We start from the raw sequence: 15311 nt of genomic DNA on the forward strand, positions 1-15311 counted from the left end.
TTGGATTCTTTCGATCAGGCATGGGATATCATCTGCGAATTCTGCAAGTCGCGGATAACAGACGTTGCATATAAGACATGGTTTAGCAGGCTCCGCCCTGTATCTATGGACTTTGAAAAAGGGGTGGCTATAATAGAGGCCCCAAACGATTTCCATAAGCAGACGCTTCTGCGCTGCTACAGCGACCTCTTGAGCCAGGCGCTTAAAAACGTTTTTGGCGACAGTATTGGTTTTGAGCTCTGCGTAACCGAGGAAACAGACCGCGGCTCTGAAAAAGAAGCAAGTCAGGACGAGGGCTATGAGCTAACCTTTAGGACCTTTGTGGTAGGACCGTCCAACCGCTTCGCCCACGCTGCCTGTCAGGCTGTGGCCAGCAAGCCGGCCTTACTGTATAACCCCCTTTTCATTTACGGCAACTCCGGGCTGGGCAAGACCCATCTGCTCTCGGCCGTGTCAAATGAGTTCAAGGCTAACTTTCCCGATCGAACAGTGGTATACGTAAAAAGCGAGGATTTTACCAACGAGGTCATAGACGCCATTGCACGGGGCACCACCTCGGCCCTTCGAGCAAAATACCGCAACGCTGACCTTTTACTAATGGACGACGTCCAGTTCATAGGTGGAAAAACCTCCACACAGGAGGAGTTCTTCCATACCTTCAACACCCTCTATGAGGCGAAGAAGCAGATTGTCTTAACCTCCGACCGGCCCCCGAAAGACATAGCCACCCTTGAGGACAGGCTGAAAACGCGCTTTGAATGGGGCCTGACCGCCGATGTGCAGGCTCCCGAATTTGAGACCCGGGTGGCGATAATTCGCAGGAAGGCGGAGAGCTTTGACTTTGATATTCCGGAGAACGTATGCGAATACATGGCAAACAAGCTCAAAAATAATATTCGCCAGCTGGAGGGCGCGGTCAAAAAACTTCGGGCCTTCCATCTGCTTGAGAACCGTCCGATAAATATCGCAACGGCCCAGACAGCCATAAGCGATATCATCAACAATTCGCAGCCCACGCCTGTCACCGTTGAGAAGATAATTGAGGAGGTGGCAAGGACATACCAGGTCACCCCCGAGGACATCTGTTCCCAGAAGCGCAACGCGGCTGTTTCAAAATCCAGACAGGTGGCCATGTATGTGGTCAGGGAGATAACCCAGATGCCCATGGTGGAGATAGGACAGACCTTCGGCGGAAGGGACCATTCTACGGTGGTATATGCCCTGCGCCAGATGGAGGACAGGCTTGAAAGGGAATCCCATACCAAAGATACCGTGAACGATATTATCAAAAACATACGGGACCGCTGATGGTAGACATACTTCGGTATTTCAACTTTTACTCAACATTCCACCAACAACTCCTCAACCGTATGTTAAAACACCCACCCACTTTCAACTTTTTGATAAGATTGTCCACCGCCTCAAGTGAAATAAAAATTTTCTATAAATCCATATTTTTCAAGGGTTCCCAAACTTATTCACAGTTTTAACAGCCCCTATTACTACTTCTAAATCAAAAAATGAAAACAAGAACTTTTTATGGAAAGGAATTCATACCATGCAAATAACCGTAAACAGAAGCGATATGACAGAAGCAGTCTCAAATATACAGCGGGCCGTCTCCTCAAAGACCTCAGTCCCCGCCTTGGAGGGAATCCTGCTGACGGCACAGGAGGAAAACCTAGAGCTTTGCGCGTATGACCTGGAGCTAGGCATGACTACAGTTATACCGGCAAAGGTAAAGGAACCCGGCAAAGCCGTGCTGAGCGCTAAGCTGTTTTCCGACATAGTCAGAAAAACCCCGGCCGACACTATCTCTATAGATGTTGATGAAAAAAACATGGCTACCATCGAGAGCGGAGTGAGCCGTTTCTCTATCATAGGAATCCCAGCAGAGGAATTCCCTGAGCTTCCGAAGGTGGACGACGGAAAAAATATAAGCCTTGCGGGCAGCGTACTCAAGAGTATGATCCGCCAGACTGTTTTCGCCGTGGCGGAGAGCGACGCGAAGCCTATACACCAGGGAAGCCTGTTCAGCATGGACGATGGGCTGTTGGATGTGGTTGCCGTGGACGGCTACCGTCTTGCAAAGCGGACAGAGTCCATAGACTTTAAAGAAAAATTATCCTTTGTAGTCCCCGGAAAAACATTAAGCGAGGTTTTGCGTTTATTAAAAGATTCCGAGGAGCTTATCGGACTTTATGCCGGCAAGCGGCATATTATCTTCAAGATAGACAATTATACCGTGATATCCAGCTTGCTGGAGGGGGAATTTTTAAACTACAAAGCCACAATACCCTCTGGCAGCAAGACCACTGTAGTCATGCGTTCAAGGGAAGCCATTGAAAGCGTGGAGCGGGTCTCGCTTCTTATAAACGACCGTATCAAAAGCCCCATACGCTGTGTTTTTTCAAATAGCGAGATAAAGCTTTTATGCACCACCTCTATGGGTCGGGCAAGCGACCAGATATCCGCCAGTATGGAGGGTGAGGAGTTGGAGATAGGGTTTAATAACCGTTATCTTTTGGACGCGCTGCGCAATACAGAGTGCGATGAGATAAAGGTGGGTCTCAGCGGGCCGCTCAGCCCCATGACTATCAGCCCAAAGGAGGGGGAAAGTTTCCTGTTCCTTGTGCTGCCTGTCAGGCTGAAGAACGACTGATTACCGCTTACAAAGCAGCTGGGAGATAAAAATGGAAGAGATCAGGATAACGACTGAATATATAAAACTGGACGCTCTTTTAAAGCTTTGCGGCGTGGTAATCACCGGCGGACAGGCAAAGGCCGCCATACAGGACGGACACGTGCAGGTAAACGGTGAGCTTTGCACTATGCGGGGCAGAAAAATACGTGCCGGAGACAGCGTTCAGGTTGCCGGGCGGGGGTTTAAGGTAGAAAAATGTTTGTGATCCGTTTTGCAGCCAGGAATTTCCGAAACCTTGAGGAGGAGGAAATTTTCCCCTGTGAGGAGGTTAACGTAATATACGGAAACAACGCCCAGGGGAAAACGAACCTGCTTGAGGGTATGTGGCTGTTTACCGGCGGCCACTCGTTCCGGGGGGCGAAGGACGCCGAACTGCCGAGGATAGACCCGGACACGGGAAAGAATATGTCCGGCACCGCGCTGGCTATGGATTTTTTTAGTGAAGAACGTGAGCAGAGCGCTGTGCTACAGATAGAAAACGGGCGGCGTTCAACGGATATAAACGGCGTAAAGAAGGACGCGGGTACGCCGCTTGTAGGAAAGGTCCGGGCCGTAATATTCTCCCCCGAGCACCTTCTGCTGGTAAAAGAGGGGCCTGCCCGGCGGAGAAATTACCTCGATACGGCGCTCTGCCAGCTGAAGCCCTCCTATGCCCCGGTACTGACCGCGTACCGCCGTGCGCTTATGCAGAGGAACGCTCTGCTGAAGGACATTTCAAAATCCGCGCAGCTATCGGATACCCTGGCCGTGTGGGACGCCAGGATAGCGAGACTTGGAGCCCAGGTGATTAAAGAGCGTATAAGCTTTACAGATAGAGTTGCGCCGAAGATAGCCGGGATATATGAGGGCATTTCCCGGGGGCGGGAGAAGTTGTCTGTGCGCTATTCCCCCTCCCTCAAGGGCGGCGACACCCTGGACGGAATAGAGGAGTTGTTTTTACGGGAGCTCTCCCGAACCGTGTCCTCAGACGCCCGCACGGGCTTTACCTCAGTAGGACCCCACAGGGACGATCTTGAGATAGAGATAGACGGCATATCAGCCAGGTCCTATGGGTCCCAGGGGCAGCAGCGCAGCTCCGTATTGGCTATGAAGCTGGCTGAGGCGCAGATACTTACAGAGCTTTCAGGAGAGCCGCCTATCGTGCTTTTGGACGATGTCATGAGCGAACTTGACAGGGGGCGCCAGGATTATCTTCTTAACCATCTCAAGGGGCAGCAGGTATTTATAACCTGCTGCAGCCCTGATACCGTCGAGCTTATGGAAAACGGTATGCGTTTTAGGGTGGAGTGTGGAGCGGTGTACCCGGAGGAATTTTAGGGTGTCGATAAAAGGAGGATTTTTACTAATGTACCTGCATTTGGGGCAAGATACCATTGTGATGACAGATAAGATAACGGGTGTTTTTGACCTGGACAATACCACTGTGTCAAAGCATACCAGGGACTTTCTCGGAAAAGCCCAAAAGGAGGGCAGGGTTGTGAATGTGACCAATGAGCTTCCAAAATCATTCCTCCTGTGTGAAAAGAATGGAGTAGAGACGGTGTATCTGTCTCAGATGTCTCCGGCCACCCTGCTTCGCAGGGCCAGGGAAACTACGAGTCAAATTTAAGAGAAAGGGTGACAGAGCATATGCATTATTTAGGGATACCAACCTGCCCATACTGTAAAAAGAGAGTGAACATCATAAGGACCTGGTCGTTAAAGCGGCAGGGTGAATACCAGTGTCCAAGATGCGGCGGCATCTCAAATATTTTTCTGTCGCCCCTTGTATATGTGCTGGCCTTATTGGCATTGTTTTCGGGGGGCGCCATGTACTTTTTCCACAAGTTTGTGCTGGATGATATAGCCCTTGAGACCGCCATATACGTTTTTATACCTTTCGCGGTATTTTTCCTTTTCAGCCTTTTTATGGTTTATCTTGAAAAGCCTGTGATAAAGAAGGTTTCAAAGGAGGAATACCAGAAAAAGCGCCGTATCCGTTCAGCTGTGGAGGGCAGCGCGGGAGCGGTATCACGTCAGGAGGAAAAACATGGGCACTATGAGGAGGACGATTATGTTCCCCGCGGAAGCTACCGTCCGGGTCCTGAAGGCGCCATATCTGACGCGCCGCGTCAGGGAGTTGTAAACCAGGCGGCCTTTAGCAGGGCAAAAATTCAGGCCGCTGCAGAGAACACACAGCACAGCGAACGGCTGGCGGCTTATCCGAGGCAGTCCTCCCAGCCGCAGCGACAGAGGCCGGTCAGCCGGACTCCGGCAGACGGTGGGGCGTACCGCCCGCGGCAGCCACAGCCCAGAGCACAGCAGCAGCCAACGCAGTCCAGGCCTGCCGCAAACCGCACGCCGGCTCCGCACCAGACCATGGCGAGACCAGCCGCCGGGCAAGGAGTTGAGCCTTCAAAGAACGGGTATCCCCCACGCCGGCCACAGGGACAGGCCGCTGCACCGCGCAGGGATATTAAATAGTTTTTACAAGGTTCAGGGCCCCTCGGGGTACCTTGCCGGACTTTACAAACAGCTAAAAATGTGCTATAATAAAAGAATATCGGGTACGTAAAAATGTGATGAGGATCACAGCATAATTGGGTTGGAGGGCTATTGCTTTTGGATATCAATGAGATAACAGATATGACAAAAACTGACCAGGTCTATGACAGTGACCAGATACAGGTTCTGGAGGGCTTAGAGGCTGTGCGCAAGCGGCCTGGTATGTACATCGGCTCCACCGGCCCCAGGGGCCTGCACCACCTGGTGTACGAGATAGTGGACAACGCCATAGACGAGGCTTTGGCAGGCTACTGTGATAAGATAGTAGTCAGGCTTCTGCCCGGCAACGTGGTGTATGTTTCGGATAACGGCCGCGGCATACCTGTAGGCATCCAGCACCAGACCGGCCTGCCGGCGGTCACTGTGGTGTTTACTATCCTCCACGCGGGCGGCAAATTCGGCGGCGGCGGGTATAAGGTGTCCGGCGGCCTGCACGGCGTCGGCGCGTCTGTGGTCAATGCCCTGTCCACCTGGCTGGAGGTAGAGATTATCAGCGACGGTGTTCGGTACTATCAGCGATTTGAGCGCGGACATGCCGTGACGGAGCTCATAGAGAAGGGCCCGGCCCCGGAGGGGAGCAGCAACGGCTCTGTGATATGTTTCCAGGCCGACCCGGAAATCTTCAAGGAGACTACTGTATACAGCTATAAGACATTACAGGACCGTCTGCGTGAACAGGCGTTTTTGAACGCGGGGATAAATATTGAGCTGAGGGACGAGCGCAACCCGGAGGAACGGATTCCAGAGGAGCAGGGGTTTGAGCGGCCAATTGTGAACAACTACTGCTATGAGGGCGGAATCCGGGAGTTTGTGGATTATCTGAATAAGAATAAAGCGGTGGAGGTTGTCCACAACGATATAATACATTTTTCCTCCGTGGCGGAGGAGGATAACGCCACGGCTGAGGTCGCAATGCAGTATACGGACAGCTATAACGAGCTGATGCTGTCCTTTGCCAACGACATCCGCACGGTGGACGGCGGCACCCACGAGGAGGGTTTCCGGCGGGCTATGACCAGGGTCATGAACGACTACGCCAGAAAATACAATATTTTAAAAGACGGCGACAAAAATCTGACCGGCGACGACGTGCGCGAGGGCCTGACCTGCGTTATCAGCGTGAAGCTAAAGGAGGCCCAGTTTGAGGGACAGACCAAGGCAAAGCTGGGAAATACTGAAATAAACGGGCTTGTAAGCTCCATGGTGTATAAGAACATGATGGAGTATATGGAGGAGAACCCTGCTACTGCCAGGGCTATTTTTGACAAGGCCCTGACCGCCTCCCGGGCCAGGGAGGCAGCCAGGAAGGCTAGGGAGCTGGCCAGGCGCAAGACAGCCCTTGAGAGCAACTCACTGCCCGGAAAGCTGGCAGACTGCCAATCTCGTGACCCGGAGGAAACTGAAATATACATTGTGGAGGGCGACTCCGCAGGCGGCTCCGCAAAGGGCGGGCGCGACAGGAAATTCCAGGCGATCTTACCGCTATGGGGCAAGATGTTAAATGTTGAGAAGGCGCGCCTTGATAAGGTGTATACAAACGAGAAGCTGATGCCCGTAGTGACGGCATTGGGCACTGGTATCGGCGAGGATTTTGACATAAGCAAGCTGAGGTACGGCAAGGTTATAGTTATGGCCGACGCCGATGTGGACGGCAGCCATATACGCACGCTGCTTCTGACCTTCTTCTTCCGCTTTATGCGCCCGCTGGTGGAGCAGGGACATGTGTATCTGGCACAGCCGCCGCTGTACCGTATTACCAAAAACAAAAAGCATTACTATGCCTACTCCGACCCGGAGCGGGACAGGATATTGGCCGAGTTGGGCGGCAACTGCCCAATACAGCGCTATAAGGGCCTGGGTGAGATGGACCCCATACAGCTCTGGGAGACCACTATGGACCCGGCCGTGCGTATCATGCGGCGGGTAGAGGTGGACGACGCCGCTAAGGCCGACCAGGTGTTTACCGTGCTGATGGGTGATAAGGTGGAGCCCCGCAGGGAATTTATCGTAGAGAACGCGCAGAAGGCAAACTGGGACGTTTAAACGGGGAAGCGAGGAAAAATGAATGTCTGATTTTGACAATAAGAATGTGCCGCCGGAGGAGCAGGAAGGACGTATTATAGATGTAGCGCTGTCAGAGGAGATGGAGCAGTCCTTCCTGGACTACTCCATGTCGGTTATAGTGCAGAGGGCCCTGCCGGACGTACGGGACGGCCTGAAGCCTGTTCACAGGCGGATACTTTACCAGATGTACCAGGACTCACTCTGGCCGGACAGCGCCTACCGCAAGTGTATGGATACTGTGGGCAAAACCCTGGCCTCCTGGCATCCCCACGGCGATGCCTCGGTGTATGATGCTCTCGTGCGCCTTGCACAGGATTTTTCACTCAGATATATGCTTGTGGACGGCCACGGTAATTTCGGTTCCGTGGACGGAGACCCGCCGGCGGCGCCAAGATACACCGAAGCCAGGATGACCAAGCTCTCTGTCGCGATGCTGGACGATATAAATAAGGACACCGTAGATTTCCAGCCCAACTATGACGACCGCTTAAAGGAGCCCACCGTACTGCCCAGCCATTTTCCAAACCTTTTGGTAAACGGCTCCATGGGCATAGCCGTGGGTATGGCAACAAATGTGCCTCCCCACAACATAAACGAGGTGCTGGACGGGGTCTGCTGCATGATAGACAACCCTAATGCCACCCTCGATGATCTGATGGAGCATATCAAAGGCCCGGACTTCCCCACCGGCGGTATAATCATGGGCCGCAGCGGCATCCGGGCGGCCTACGCCACTGGGCGCGGCAAGGTAGTGGTGCGCTCCAGGACGGAGATAGAGGAGGAGGAAAAGTCCGGGCGCTCCAAGATAATCGTGACGGAGATACCCTATAAGGTTAATAAGGCCGAGCTTATCAAGAGCATAGCGGACCTTGTAAAGGATAAGCGTATAGACGGCATTACAAATATCGACGACCACTCTGACCGCGAGGGCATGAGAATAGTTATAGATGTGCGACGTGACGCGTCGCCCCAGATAGTGCTGAATCACCTGTTCTCCCTGACTCAGATGCAGATATCCTTCGGCGTTATAATGCTTGCCTTGGTGGACGGCAGGCCGGAGATACTGAACCTTGAGAAGATACTGAAAAAGTACATTGAGTTCCAGATGGAGGTAATAACCCGGCGCACCCAGTTCGACCTAAAGAAGGCCCAGGACCGTGCCCATATACTCGAGGGGCTGATGATAGCCCTGGACTTTATCGACGAGGTGGTTGCCATGCTGCGCGCCGCCAAGTCTATTCCCGAGGGCAAGGCCGCGCTTATGGAGCGCTTTGACCTGGACGACCCCCAGGCACAGGCCATTGTGCAGATGCGGCTTGGCCAGCTGACCGGGCTGGAGAGGTCCAAGGTGGAGGAGGAGCTGGAGGGGCTCAGGGCAAAAATAGCGGACCTTTTGGATATCCTCGGGAGTGAAGCCAGGAGGCTTGGCATCATAAAGGACGAAGCCATAGACATGAAGAAGCGCTTCGGCGACGAGCGGCGCACGGAGATAGCGGCTATCAGCGGAGAGGTGGACATAGAGGACCTGATACCCGTTGAGGAGTGTGTGCTGACCCTCACCCGATACGGCTATGTAAAGCGCCAGAAGATGGAGAATTACCGCACCCAGAAACGCGGAGGCAGGGGCGTATCCGCCATGAGCCGCCGGGAGGAGGACGCCGCCAGCCATATCTTTGTCACCGGCAGCCATGACTATGTGCTGTTCTTCTCGGATATGGGCCGGATGTACCGAGTGAAATGCTATGAGGTGCCGGAGGGTTCCCGCACCAGCAAGGGTATGCATATACGCAACCTTTTGCCCTTGCAGGGGGACGAGAATATCACTTCTGTTGTACACCTTTCTGATTTGGACGACGATAAGTTCCTGGTCATGGTGACCCGCCGGGGTGTTGTGAAGCGCACGAAGCTCTCGGCCTTTAACAATGTGCGCAAGGCCGGGCTCATTGCCGTGGACCTGGACGAGGGGGATTACCTTGCCCATGTTCTGGTGACCGGCGGCAGCGACGAGCTTATCTTCTCCACAAGGAAGGGCATGACCCTGTGCATGAGAGAGGAGGATATAAGGGCCATGGGCCGCGCCGCCCGGGGCGTTAAGGTGATGCGCCTGGGAGAGGGCGACGCCATTGTTGGCATGGACCAGCTGCGGGACGGCGGAAGGGTGCTGACGGTAACAGAGACCGGCTTCGGGCGGCTCTCCCCTATTGAGGATTATAGGGTGCAGAAGCGCGGAGGTAAGGGTCTCAAAAATTATCACGTGGACAAGTTTGGCGATGTGGCCGGGGTCAAGGTGGTATTCCCGGAGGAGGATATTATCATGATATCCAGCGATGGGATCATCATACGCATCTCCGCCGGTGAGGTACGCCAGTGTGCAAGGCCCAGCAAGGGCGTTCGTGTTATGCGTGTGCAGGAGGGCGAGAAAATAGTTACACTTGCCAGCGCGCCGAAGGAGGAGACCGAGGAAACCGATACTGAGTTGGAAACTGAACAGTAAAAGCAACGGTCCTCTGCGTTAACCATTAACGCAGAGGACCGTATTTATGCTAAAAATCATCCTTTAGGCTCATCGGACATAGCGGGCGCAAAGTCCGGGAGTTCGCCAGTCCCGGCATAAACTATTTTGCATAATTCTTTTGCGGTCTCACGGTATTTCTCTTCAATCAGCCGCGCCGCGGTTATCTTTCCGTCAGCACCCTCGCTGTTTTCCTCCTGTATGGCGGTGATAACATCGTCAATAGTGTCCTCCCAGGCCTTATGGTCCTGTTCAAGCTGAGCCTGATCCTCTTCGGCTGCGGCTGATTTTGCCGCATTGTAGGCAATGGGCACCAGGGCCCTCCAGTATTTACCCGCAGTCTCATAAGCTTTTAATATGGCGCTGCTTGATGATGCCGTGTCGAGAGCATCCGACAGTTGGGAATCAATGGGATTCTCTGCAAAGACTTCCTCAAAGTTAACCATGCTGTCGGGAGCTTCGGTTGGCTCAGGCTCCTGAGTTGCTTTAGTTTCGCTTTCAGGTTGGGAGGAGGGTTCATCATTAGGGGCTTCAGTGGGCCCGTCTGTGGAGGATACCAGCTGAGACGGGTCCTGCTGTCTTTCGCAGTCGGAGAGTACCATGGGAAACAGCAGGAGAACCATGATGATTATGAGAGCGGTAACTTCTTTATTTTTCATGGGTGTTTTTTCCTTTCAAAGCTTTTCTATTTCTAAATCAACCGGTTTTTTACTAAAAAAGCGGTCTTCAGCACACCAATTTGGGTCTTTGCATCAGGTATCTCGTTGCTCAAGACCATCTCAACGGCCTTATCCAGAGGTATTAACTCAATGTCCAAAAACTCGTCCTCGTCCAGATGGAGCTCCTGCTGCCGTTCTGTCCTCCGACAGGCCCAGAGCCGGATTATCTCGCCGCAATATCCGGGGGTAGGATAAACCTCGCCAAGGGATACGTAGCTCTCGCCCTTGGTGCCGGTCTCCTCCAGTTGTTCGCGTTTCATGGCCTCAAAGGGGTCCTCGCCGGTCTCCAGCTTGCCAGCGGGCAGCTCCAGAAGCACCTTCTTGTACGGATATCGGAATTGGCGCACGAATATCAGCTCGTTTTTCTCAGTGAGCACCGCTACGCTAACGCCGCCGGGATGGTCCACCACCTCGCGCTTTGTTACGGCGCCGTTTCCCAGCTCTACGTCGTCCACATGCGCGTGTATGATACGTCCATCATAAATAGGCTGCACACTTAAAGTTTTCTCATAAAGCTCCATAATAAGCCCTCCTTTTCAATTTTGTGACAGGTCGTTTATTACAAAACCGGTAATAAGCTTGGGATAAAAGTATGTGGACTTTTGGGGCATCTTCTCCCCGCAGGAGGCCACGGAGCATATCTCCTCTACCCTTGTGGGATTCAACAGAAAACAGCAGTTGCTTTCGCCGCTTGCAACGGATCGCGCCGCTTCCTCCGCCGAGCGGGTATAGGTCAGGTTTGTCTGGTTTGCCATATTTTCCCTGTCTATACCCATTAAGCGCTCTAAAACCAGCGTGTGAAGGAGGGTCACATCCAACTCGCGGTAGGCAGAGCTCTTGTCCGGGAGGAGGCTTTCCATAACGCCAGCGTCTTTTAACGTTAAAATATGCCATTTTTCTTTATCGTAAAAAGCAAAACAGTGCTTGCCGTTGATATATCCATAATCAAGGGCAGACTGCGCTTTGACGCTGTCTTCAACAGGAGATATATCAAAATATTCCTCGCAGGCTTTCAGTAATTGCTGGCTGTCAAATTTCTCAAGGCCGCGCACCAGCCTGTGGGTCGGGAACACTACGAGCCCATCATCTGACATATCCGCCAGAGTCATCAGTACGAAATCGGAGCCCGGGCAGTCTGTGCCCTGCTCTTTAAGGTGGCGGCGGTAGTTAAGGGCGGTCTCATAGCGGTGGTGGCCGTCCGCAATATAAAGCTTGCGCCCGGCAAAATCCTCCTGTATAGCTTCAAGGGCGGCGGGGTCGTTTACAACCCAGAGTCGGTGGGTCACAAGACCGTCTGAAAACTCGTAGCGCGGCGCGGAGTCTGACGCGAGATTGTCCAACCGCCTGCGGGTGACGTGCTCTGGGTCCTGGTACAGGGAGTAGATGCTGCTGAAATTGCAGTTCGCGGCGCACATGAGGTCGAAACGGTCCTGCTTAGCCTTGCTGAGGGTCTCCTCGTGGGGCAGGACTATCCCGGCAGAAAATTCCTCCAGGCGCACCCGGCAGATAAGACTGCGGAGCTTTTTGGGCTCTCCCCTATCTACATTTGCAAGGAATTCCATCTCGTAGATATATAGGCCCGGGTCCATATCCAGCTTTAATATGCCGTTTTCCCTCCAACTGCGCAGGGTTTCTCCGGCCTGGGCATAGGGGTCCTCCCCCTTTGGGAGCTCCAGCCGGACAATATTATATGGATTTTGTCTAAGATATTCCAGACGCTGTTCTTCGCTGATGATGTCATAGGGCGCACAGGTAAGCTCGCCAATATCACCGGCTTTTGATAAGTCATAACGCAGGGCGCGGAAGGCCTTGACGTCAGCCATAACTGTCTCCTCCTTTACAAATTCCAGCTTTATTTATTTCATGCCGTTAAAGTATATTGTAAACTCAAGTTGGCTCCACGTCAACAAGAATCACCAGGTCTTCACGTAATTTTCACAATTATGTGATATACTGTCCCGGAAATGGCATGGGGAGGGTTATGATGTGAGGTTTAATTTTCAGTTATTGGAGAAGGCTGCCCTCGAGGATATTCTTTTGCAGCTGTTTAAAATTTTACACGGAAATATGAGCCTGATAGCTCCCACAGGCGGGACCTTTGAGGAGGATTTCGCGGTTTGGCGGGAATATATTGTCCCAGCCCTGCAGGAGGAACGGCGGCAGATGGTGCTGATGCTTTGTGGCGATGAGCTTGCCGGGTATTTCCAGTATGATATATGCAACGACGTGTTCATGATGGAGGAGATACAAATAAGGCCGGAGTACCAGGGAACCGGGCTTTTCAGAGAGCTGTACCGCTGGCTTGGGGATAAGATACCGGGGGACGTAACTTATGTGCAGGCTTATTCCAATAAGGAAAATTTGAAGTCGCAGGGGATACTAGAGCGTCTGGGTCTTCGTCGCATAGGTGAAAGCAAGAGCGGGAACAGCTATCACTATATGGGTAAATGCCGGGGGCTTTGGGACTATTTGGAGAAAACGGAGCTTACGATCGAGAAGTATACGAAGGATAAAATACGGGAGGTTTTAGATTTTGAGCGAAGGCTTAGAGAGGAGGAGAGCGATTGGGGGTGGGAGATAGACGACGCCTATATACGTCAGGTTGAGGACAGCTTTTAGGACCGTGCCTTTGACGGCTCTGTGTCGCTCCTGGCTTATTCCGATGGCAGGGTGGTGGGAAGGATTGATTCGGCGGTCATTGCCAGCCGTTTTGACGGCTCTAAGAAAGCTTATCTTGACTGGATATGCGTGCTGAAAAGCTATAGGCATAAGGGAGTGGCACAGAAGCTGATGGGCGCGCTGAGAAGGGCGCTGAAGGAGGAGGGTATTGATACGCTTGTCGGGCTTACGGCGTCCAACGGGGAGGCCCAGAGCTTCTATAAGAGCGTCCCAAACTCGATAATGAGAGATACCGGGATATGGATAGATATTTCATAAGTGTTACAGTTTGATGAAAAGCTCCCATGCACTTGACAAACGGGCAATATTTTGCCATACTATAAAGACCGGCTCTAAATTGGCAGGAAGCTGCTGTATTTTAATATTTTATGACAGAAAGACATATAAACAGGAGGAATCACGGAAATGGTAGAGGTCAGGAACCTGACAAAGCGCTATGGCGCGAACCTGGCGGTGGACCACGTGAGCTTTGAAATCGAGGAGGGCTCCATCGTGGGTTTCCTCGGCCCCAACGGCGCAGGGAAATCCACCACTATGAACATTATCACCGGCTATCTCTCCGCCACGGAGGGCAGCGTGACGGTGTCCGGGAAAAACACTCTGGAGGACCCCAACGAGGTCAAGCGGATGATAGGTTATCTGCCGGAGCAGCCCCCGCTGTATCTGGACATGACGGTGAAGGAGTATTTAAACTTCGTCTACGAGCTGAAGAAGGCCACGCAGCCCAAGGAGCAGCATATCAAGGAGATATGTGAGCTGGTGAAGATTGACAACGTGTATAACAGGCTGGTGGGGAACCTTTCAAAGGGCTATAAGCAGCGCGTGGGCATTGCCCAGGCACTTATCGGAAACCCGCCGGTGCTGATACTGGACGAGCCCACGGTGGGCCTGGACCCGAAGCAGATAATCGAGATACGCACGCTTATAAAGAACCTGGGGAGAAACCACACAGTTATACTCAGCTCCCATATTCTGCCGGAGGTGCAGGCGGTCTGTGAGCGCATCATAGTTATAAACAACGGCAGGCTGGTGGCTGACGGGGCCACCGATACCCTGGCCCATGACCTTTCCCAGGACCACAGGCTCATTATGCGCGCCGAGGGGCCGGAACGGGAGATACTGCACGCTCTTGAGGCAATGGAGCGTGTTGTGGACGTGTACTCCCTTGGTGAGAAGGAGGAGGGCGCTTATGACTTCAGCGTGGAATCCGCGCCGGACGTGGATATTCGCAGGGACCTGTTTGCCCTGATGGCCAGGAACGGCTGGCCCATTTTGGCGCTGAAGAACACCGACCTGACCCTTGAGGACCTGTTCCTACAGCTTACCAGCACGGATGCGCCCTCAAAGGCGGGCGACGGGAAAGGAGAGGACTGACAATGACCGCAATATTCAAAAGGGAGATACGCTCCTATTTCAATTCACCCATAGGCTATGTGTGCGTGGCCATACTGATGGCACTGTACGGCCTGTTCTACTTTATGGTGATGGCCAGGGGTTCCTCGGCCTATATCCCAAACTATGTGTACGGCTCCATGTTCAACTTCTCAATGCTGGTGATACCGGTGATAACCATGAAGAGCATGACCGACGACCAGAAGAATAAGACTGACCAGATACTGCTGACGGCCCCGGTAGGGGTAACGTCCATTGTGCTTGGAAAGTTCCTGGCGTGCTTCTTCGTATTTTTCGTGGCCTCTACTCTTGGACTGCTGCCCGCAGTAGCAATGAATTTCTTCGCCGAACCCAGCTGGGGCGAGATAATCGGCAACTATCTTGGCACCCTGCTCTACGGCGGGGCGATGATATCCGTCGGCGTATTTATATCAAGCCTTACCATAAGCCAGATAATCGCCGCCATCGGCACCTTCGCCGTGTCAGTCTTCCTGATGTATGTAGATTCCCTGGCGGCGTCTGTAAACAACGCTGCGGTAGCCACCCTTGTCAGCTGGATATCCTTTAGCAACCGCTATCAGACCTTTACCCAGGGACTTTTCAGCGTAGCCAGCACCATGTTTTTCCTGAGCGTTATGGCGATATTTGTCTTTCTCACCGCCCGCCGGCTGGAGAGCCGCAGGTGGAGCTAAGGAGG

At 52.9% G+C, this 15311-nt stretch carries 15 protein-coding genes; 12 read left to right on the plus strand and 3 right to left on the minus strand.

Translation table 11 applies throughout. The annotated features are described in order from the left end of the window. From dnaA to gyrA, 8 genes are all read left to right on the plus strand, one after another. Positions 1-1308 carry a chromosomal replication initiator protein DnaA gene (dnaA, locus tag ADH66_RS00005; protein ID WP_084384344.1) on the plus strand — a complete coding sequence of 436 codons (1308 nt, stop codon included), beginning with the start codon at positions 1-3 and terminating at the stop codon, positions 1306-1308. A gap of 250 nt (positions 1309-1558) precedes the next feature. Next, positions 1559-2662, plus strand: a complete 1104-nt coding sequence (gene dnaN, locus ADH66_RS00010; protein ID WP_066537321.1) for a DNA polymerase III subunit beta — start codon at positions 1559-1561, stop codon at positions 2660-2662. Between the two features lie 31 nt (positions 2663-2693). Further along, on the plus strand, positions 2694-2909 hold the full coding sequence (locus ADH66_RS00015; protein WP_066537317.1) for an RNA-binding S4 domain-containing protein: 216 nt from the start codon (positions 2694-2696) through the stop codon (positions 2907-2909). Continuing rightward, positions 2900-4021, plus strand: a complete 1122-nt coding sequence (gene recF / locus ADH66_RS00020; RefSeq protein WP_066537310.1) for a DNA replication/repair protein RecF — start codon at positions 2900-2902, stop codon at positions 4019-4021. Before ADH66_RS00015 ends, recF begins: the two co-directional genes overlap by 10 nt. Positions 4022-4049: 28 nt before the next feature. Continuing rightward, a complete protein-coding gene (remB, locus tag ADH66_RS00025) occupies positions 4050-4313 on the plus strand; it encodes an extracellular matrix regulator RemB (protein WP_066537309.1) in 264 nt (87 codons plus the stop codon). A gap of 65 nt (positions 4314-4378) precedes the next feature. Next, positions 4379-5167, plus strand: coding sequence for a hypothetical protein (locus tag ADH66_RS00030; protein WP_157130623.1), 789 nt, complete (start codon positions 4379-4381; stop codon positions 5165-5167). A 162-nt stretch (positions 5168-5329) separates the two neighbouring features. Next, on the plus strand, positions 5330-7291 hold the full coding sequence (gene gyrB / locus ADH66_RS00035) for a DNA topoisomerase (ATP-hydrolyzing) subunit B (RefSeq protein ID WP_066541777.1): 1962 nt from the start codon (positions 5330-5332) through the stop codon (positions 7289-7291). Positions 7292-7313: 22 nt separating this feature from the next. Continuing rightward, complete coding sequence (gyrA, locus tag ADH66_RS00040) at positions 7314-9806, plus strand: DNA gyrase subunit A (RefSeq protein WP_066537304.1); 2493 nt, start codon at positions 7314-7316, stop codon at positions 9804-9806. A 56-nt stretch (positions 9807-9862) separates the two neighbouring features. Here the strand turns inward: gyrA and ADH66_RS00045 are convergent, their stop codons facing one another. Genes ADH66_RS00045 through ADH66_RS00055 form a run of 3 tightly spaced genes read right to left on the minus strand, consistent with a single transcriptional unit; the run spans position 9863 to position 12366 of the window. Continuing rightward, complete coding sequence (locus tag ADH66_RS00045) at positions 9863-10483, minus strand: hypothetical protein (protein WP_066537302.1); 621 nt, start codon at positions 10481-10483, stop codon at positions 9863-9865. A 32-nt stretch (positions 10484-10515) separates the two neighbouring features. Beyond that, the gene (locus ADH66_RS00050) at positions 10516-11064 is read right to left on the minus strand and encodes an NUDIX hydrolase (RefSeq protein ID WP_066537300.1); all 549 of its coding nucleotides are present in this window, start codon (positions 11062-11064) and stop codon (positions 10516-10518) included. A gap of 15 nt (positions 11065-11079) precedes the next feature. Next, entirely contained in the window at positions 11080-12366 is a 1287-nt protein-coding gene (locus tag ADH66_RS00055) for a DUF1015 domain-containing protein (protein WP_066537298.1), read from the minus strand. Between the two features lie 163 nt (positions 12367-12529). Here ADH66_RS00055 and ADH66_RS00060 point away from each other — a divergent pair, with 163 nt between their 5' ends. From ADH66_RS00060 to ADH66_RS00075, 4 genes are all read left to right on the plus strand, one after another. Beyond that, complete coding sequence (locus ADH66_RS00060; RefSeq protein ID WP_066537295.1) at positions 12530-13162, plus strand: GNAT family N-acetyltransferase; 633 nt, start codon at positions 12530-12532, stop codon at positions 13160-13162. Positions 13163-13183: 21 nt separating this feature from the next. After that, complete coding sequence (locus tag ADH66_RS00065; protein ID WP_066537292.1) at positions 13184-13480, plus strand: GNAT family N-acetyltransferase; 297 nt, start codon at positions 13184-13186, stop codon at positions 13478-13480. Positions 13481-13627: 147 nt separating this feature from the next. After that, complete coding sequence (locus ADH66_RS00070; protein WP_066537289.1) at positions 13628-14596, plus strand: ATP-binding cassette domain-containing protein; 969 nt, start codon at positions 13628-13630, stop codon at positions 14594-14596. A 2-nt stretch (positions 14597-14598) separates the two neighbouring features. Beyond that, a complete protein-coding gene (locus ADH66_RS00075; RefSeq protein ID WP_066537284.1) occupies positions 14599-15306 on the plus strand; it encodes an ABC transporter permease in 708 nt (235 codons plus the stop codon). Positions 15307-15311 lie beyond the last annotated feature (5 nt).

The sequence above is a fragment of the Acutalibacter muris genome, from assembly GCF_002201475.1.
Lineage (GTDB): Bacteria > Bacillota > Clostridia > Oscillospirales > Acutalibacteraceae > Acutalibacter > Acutalibacter muris.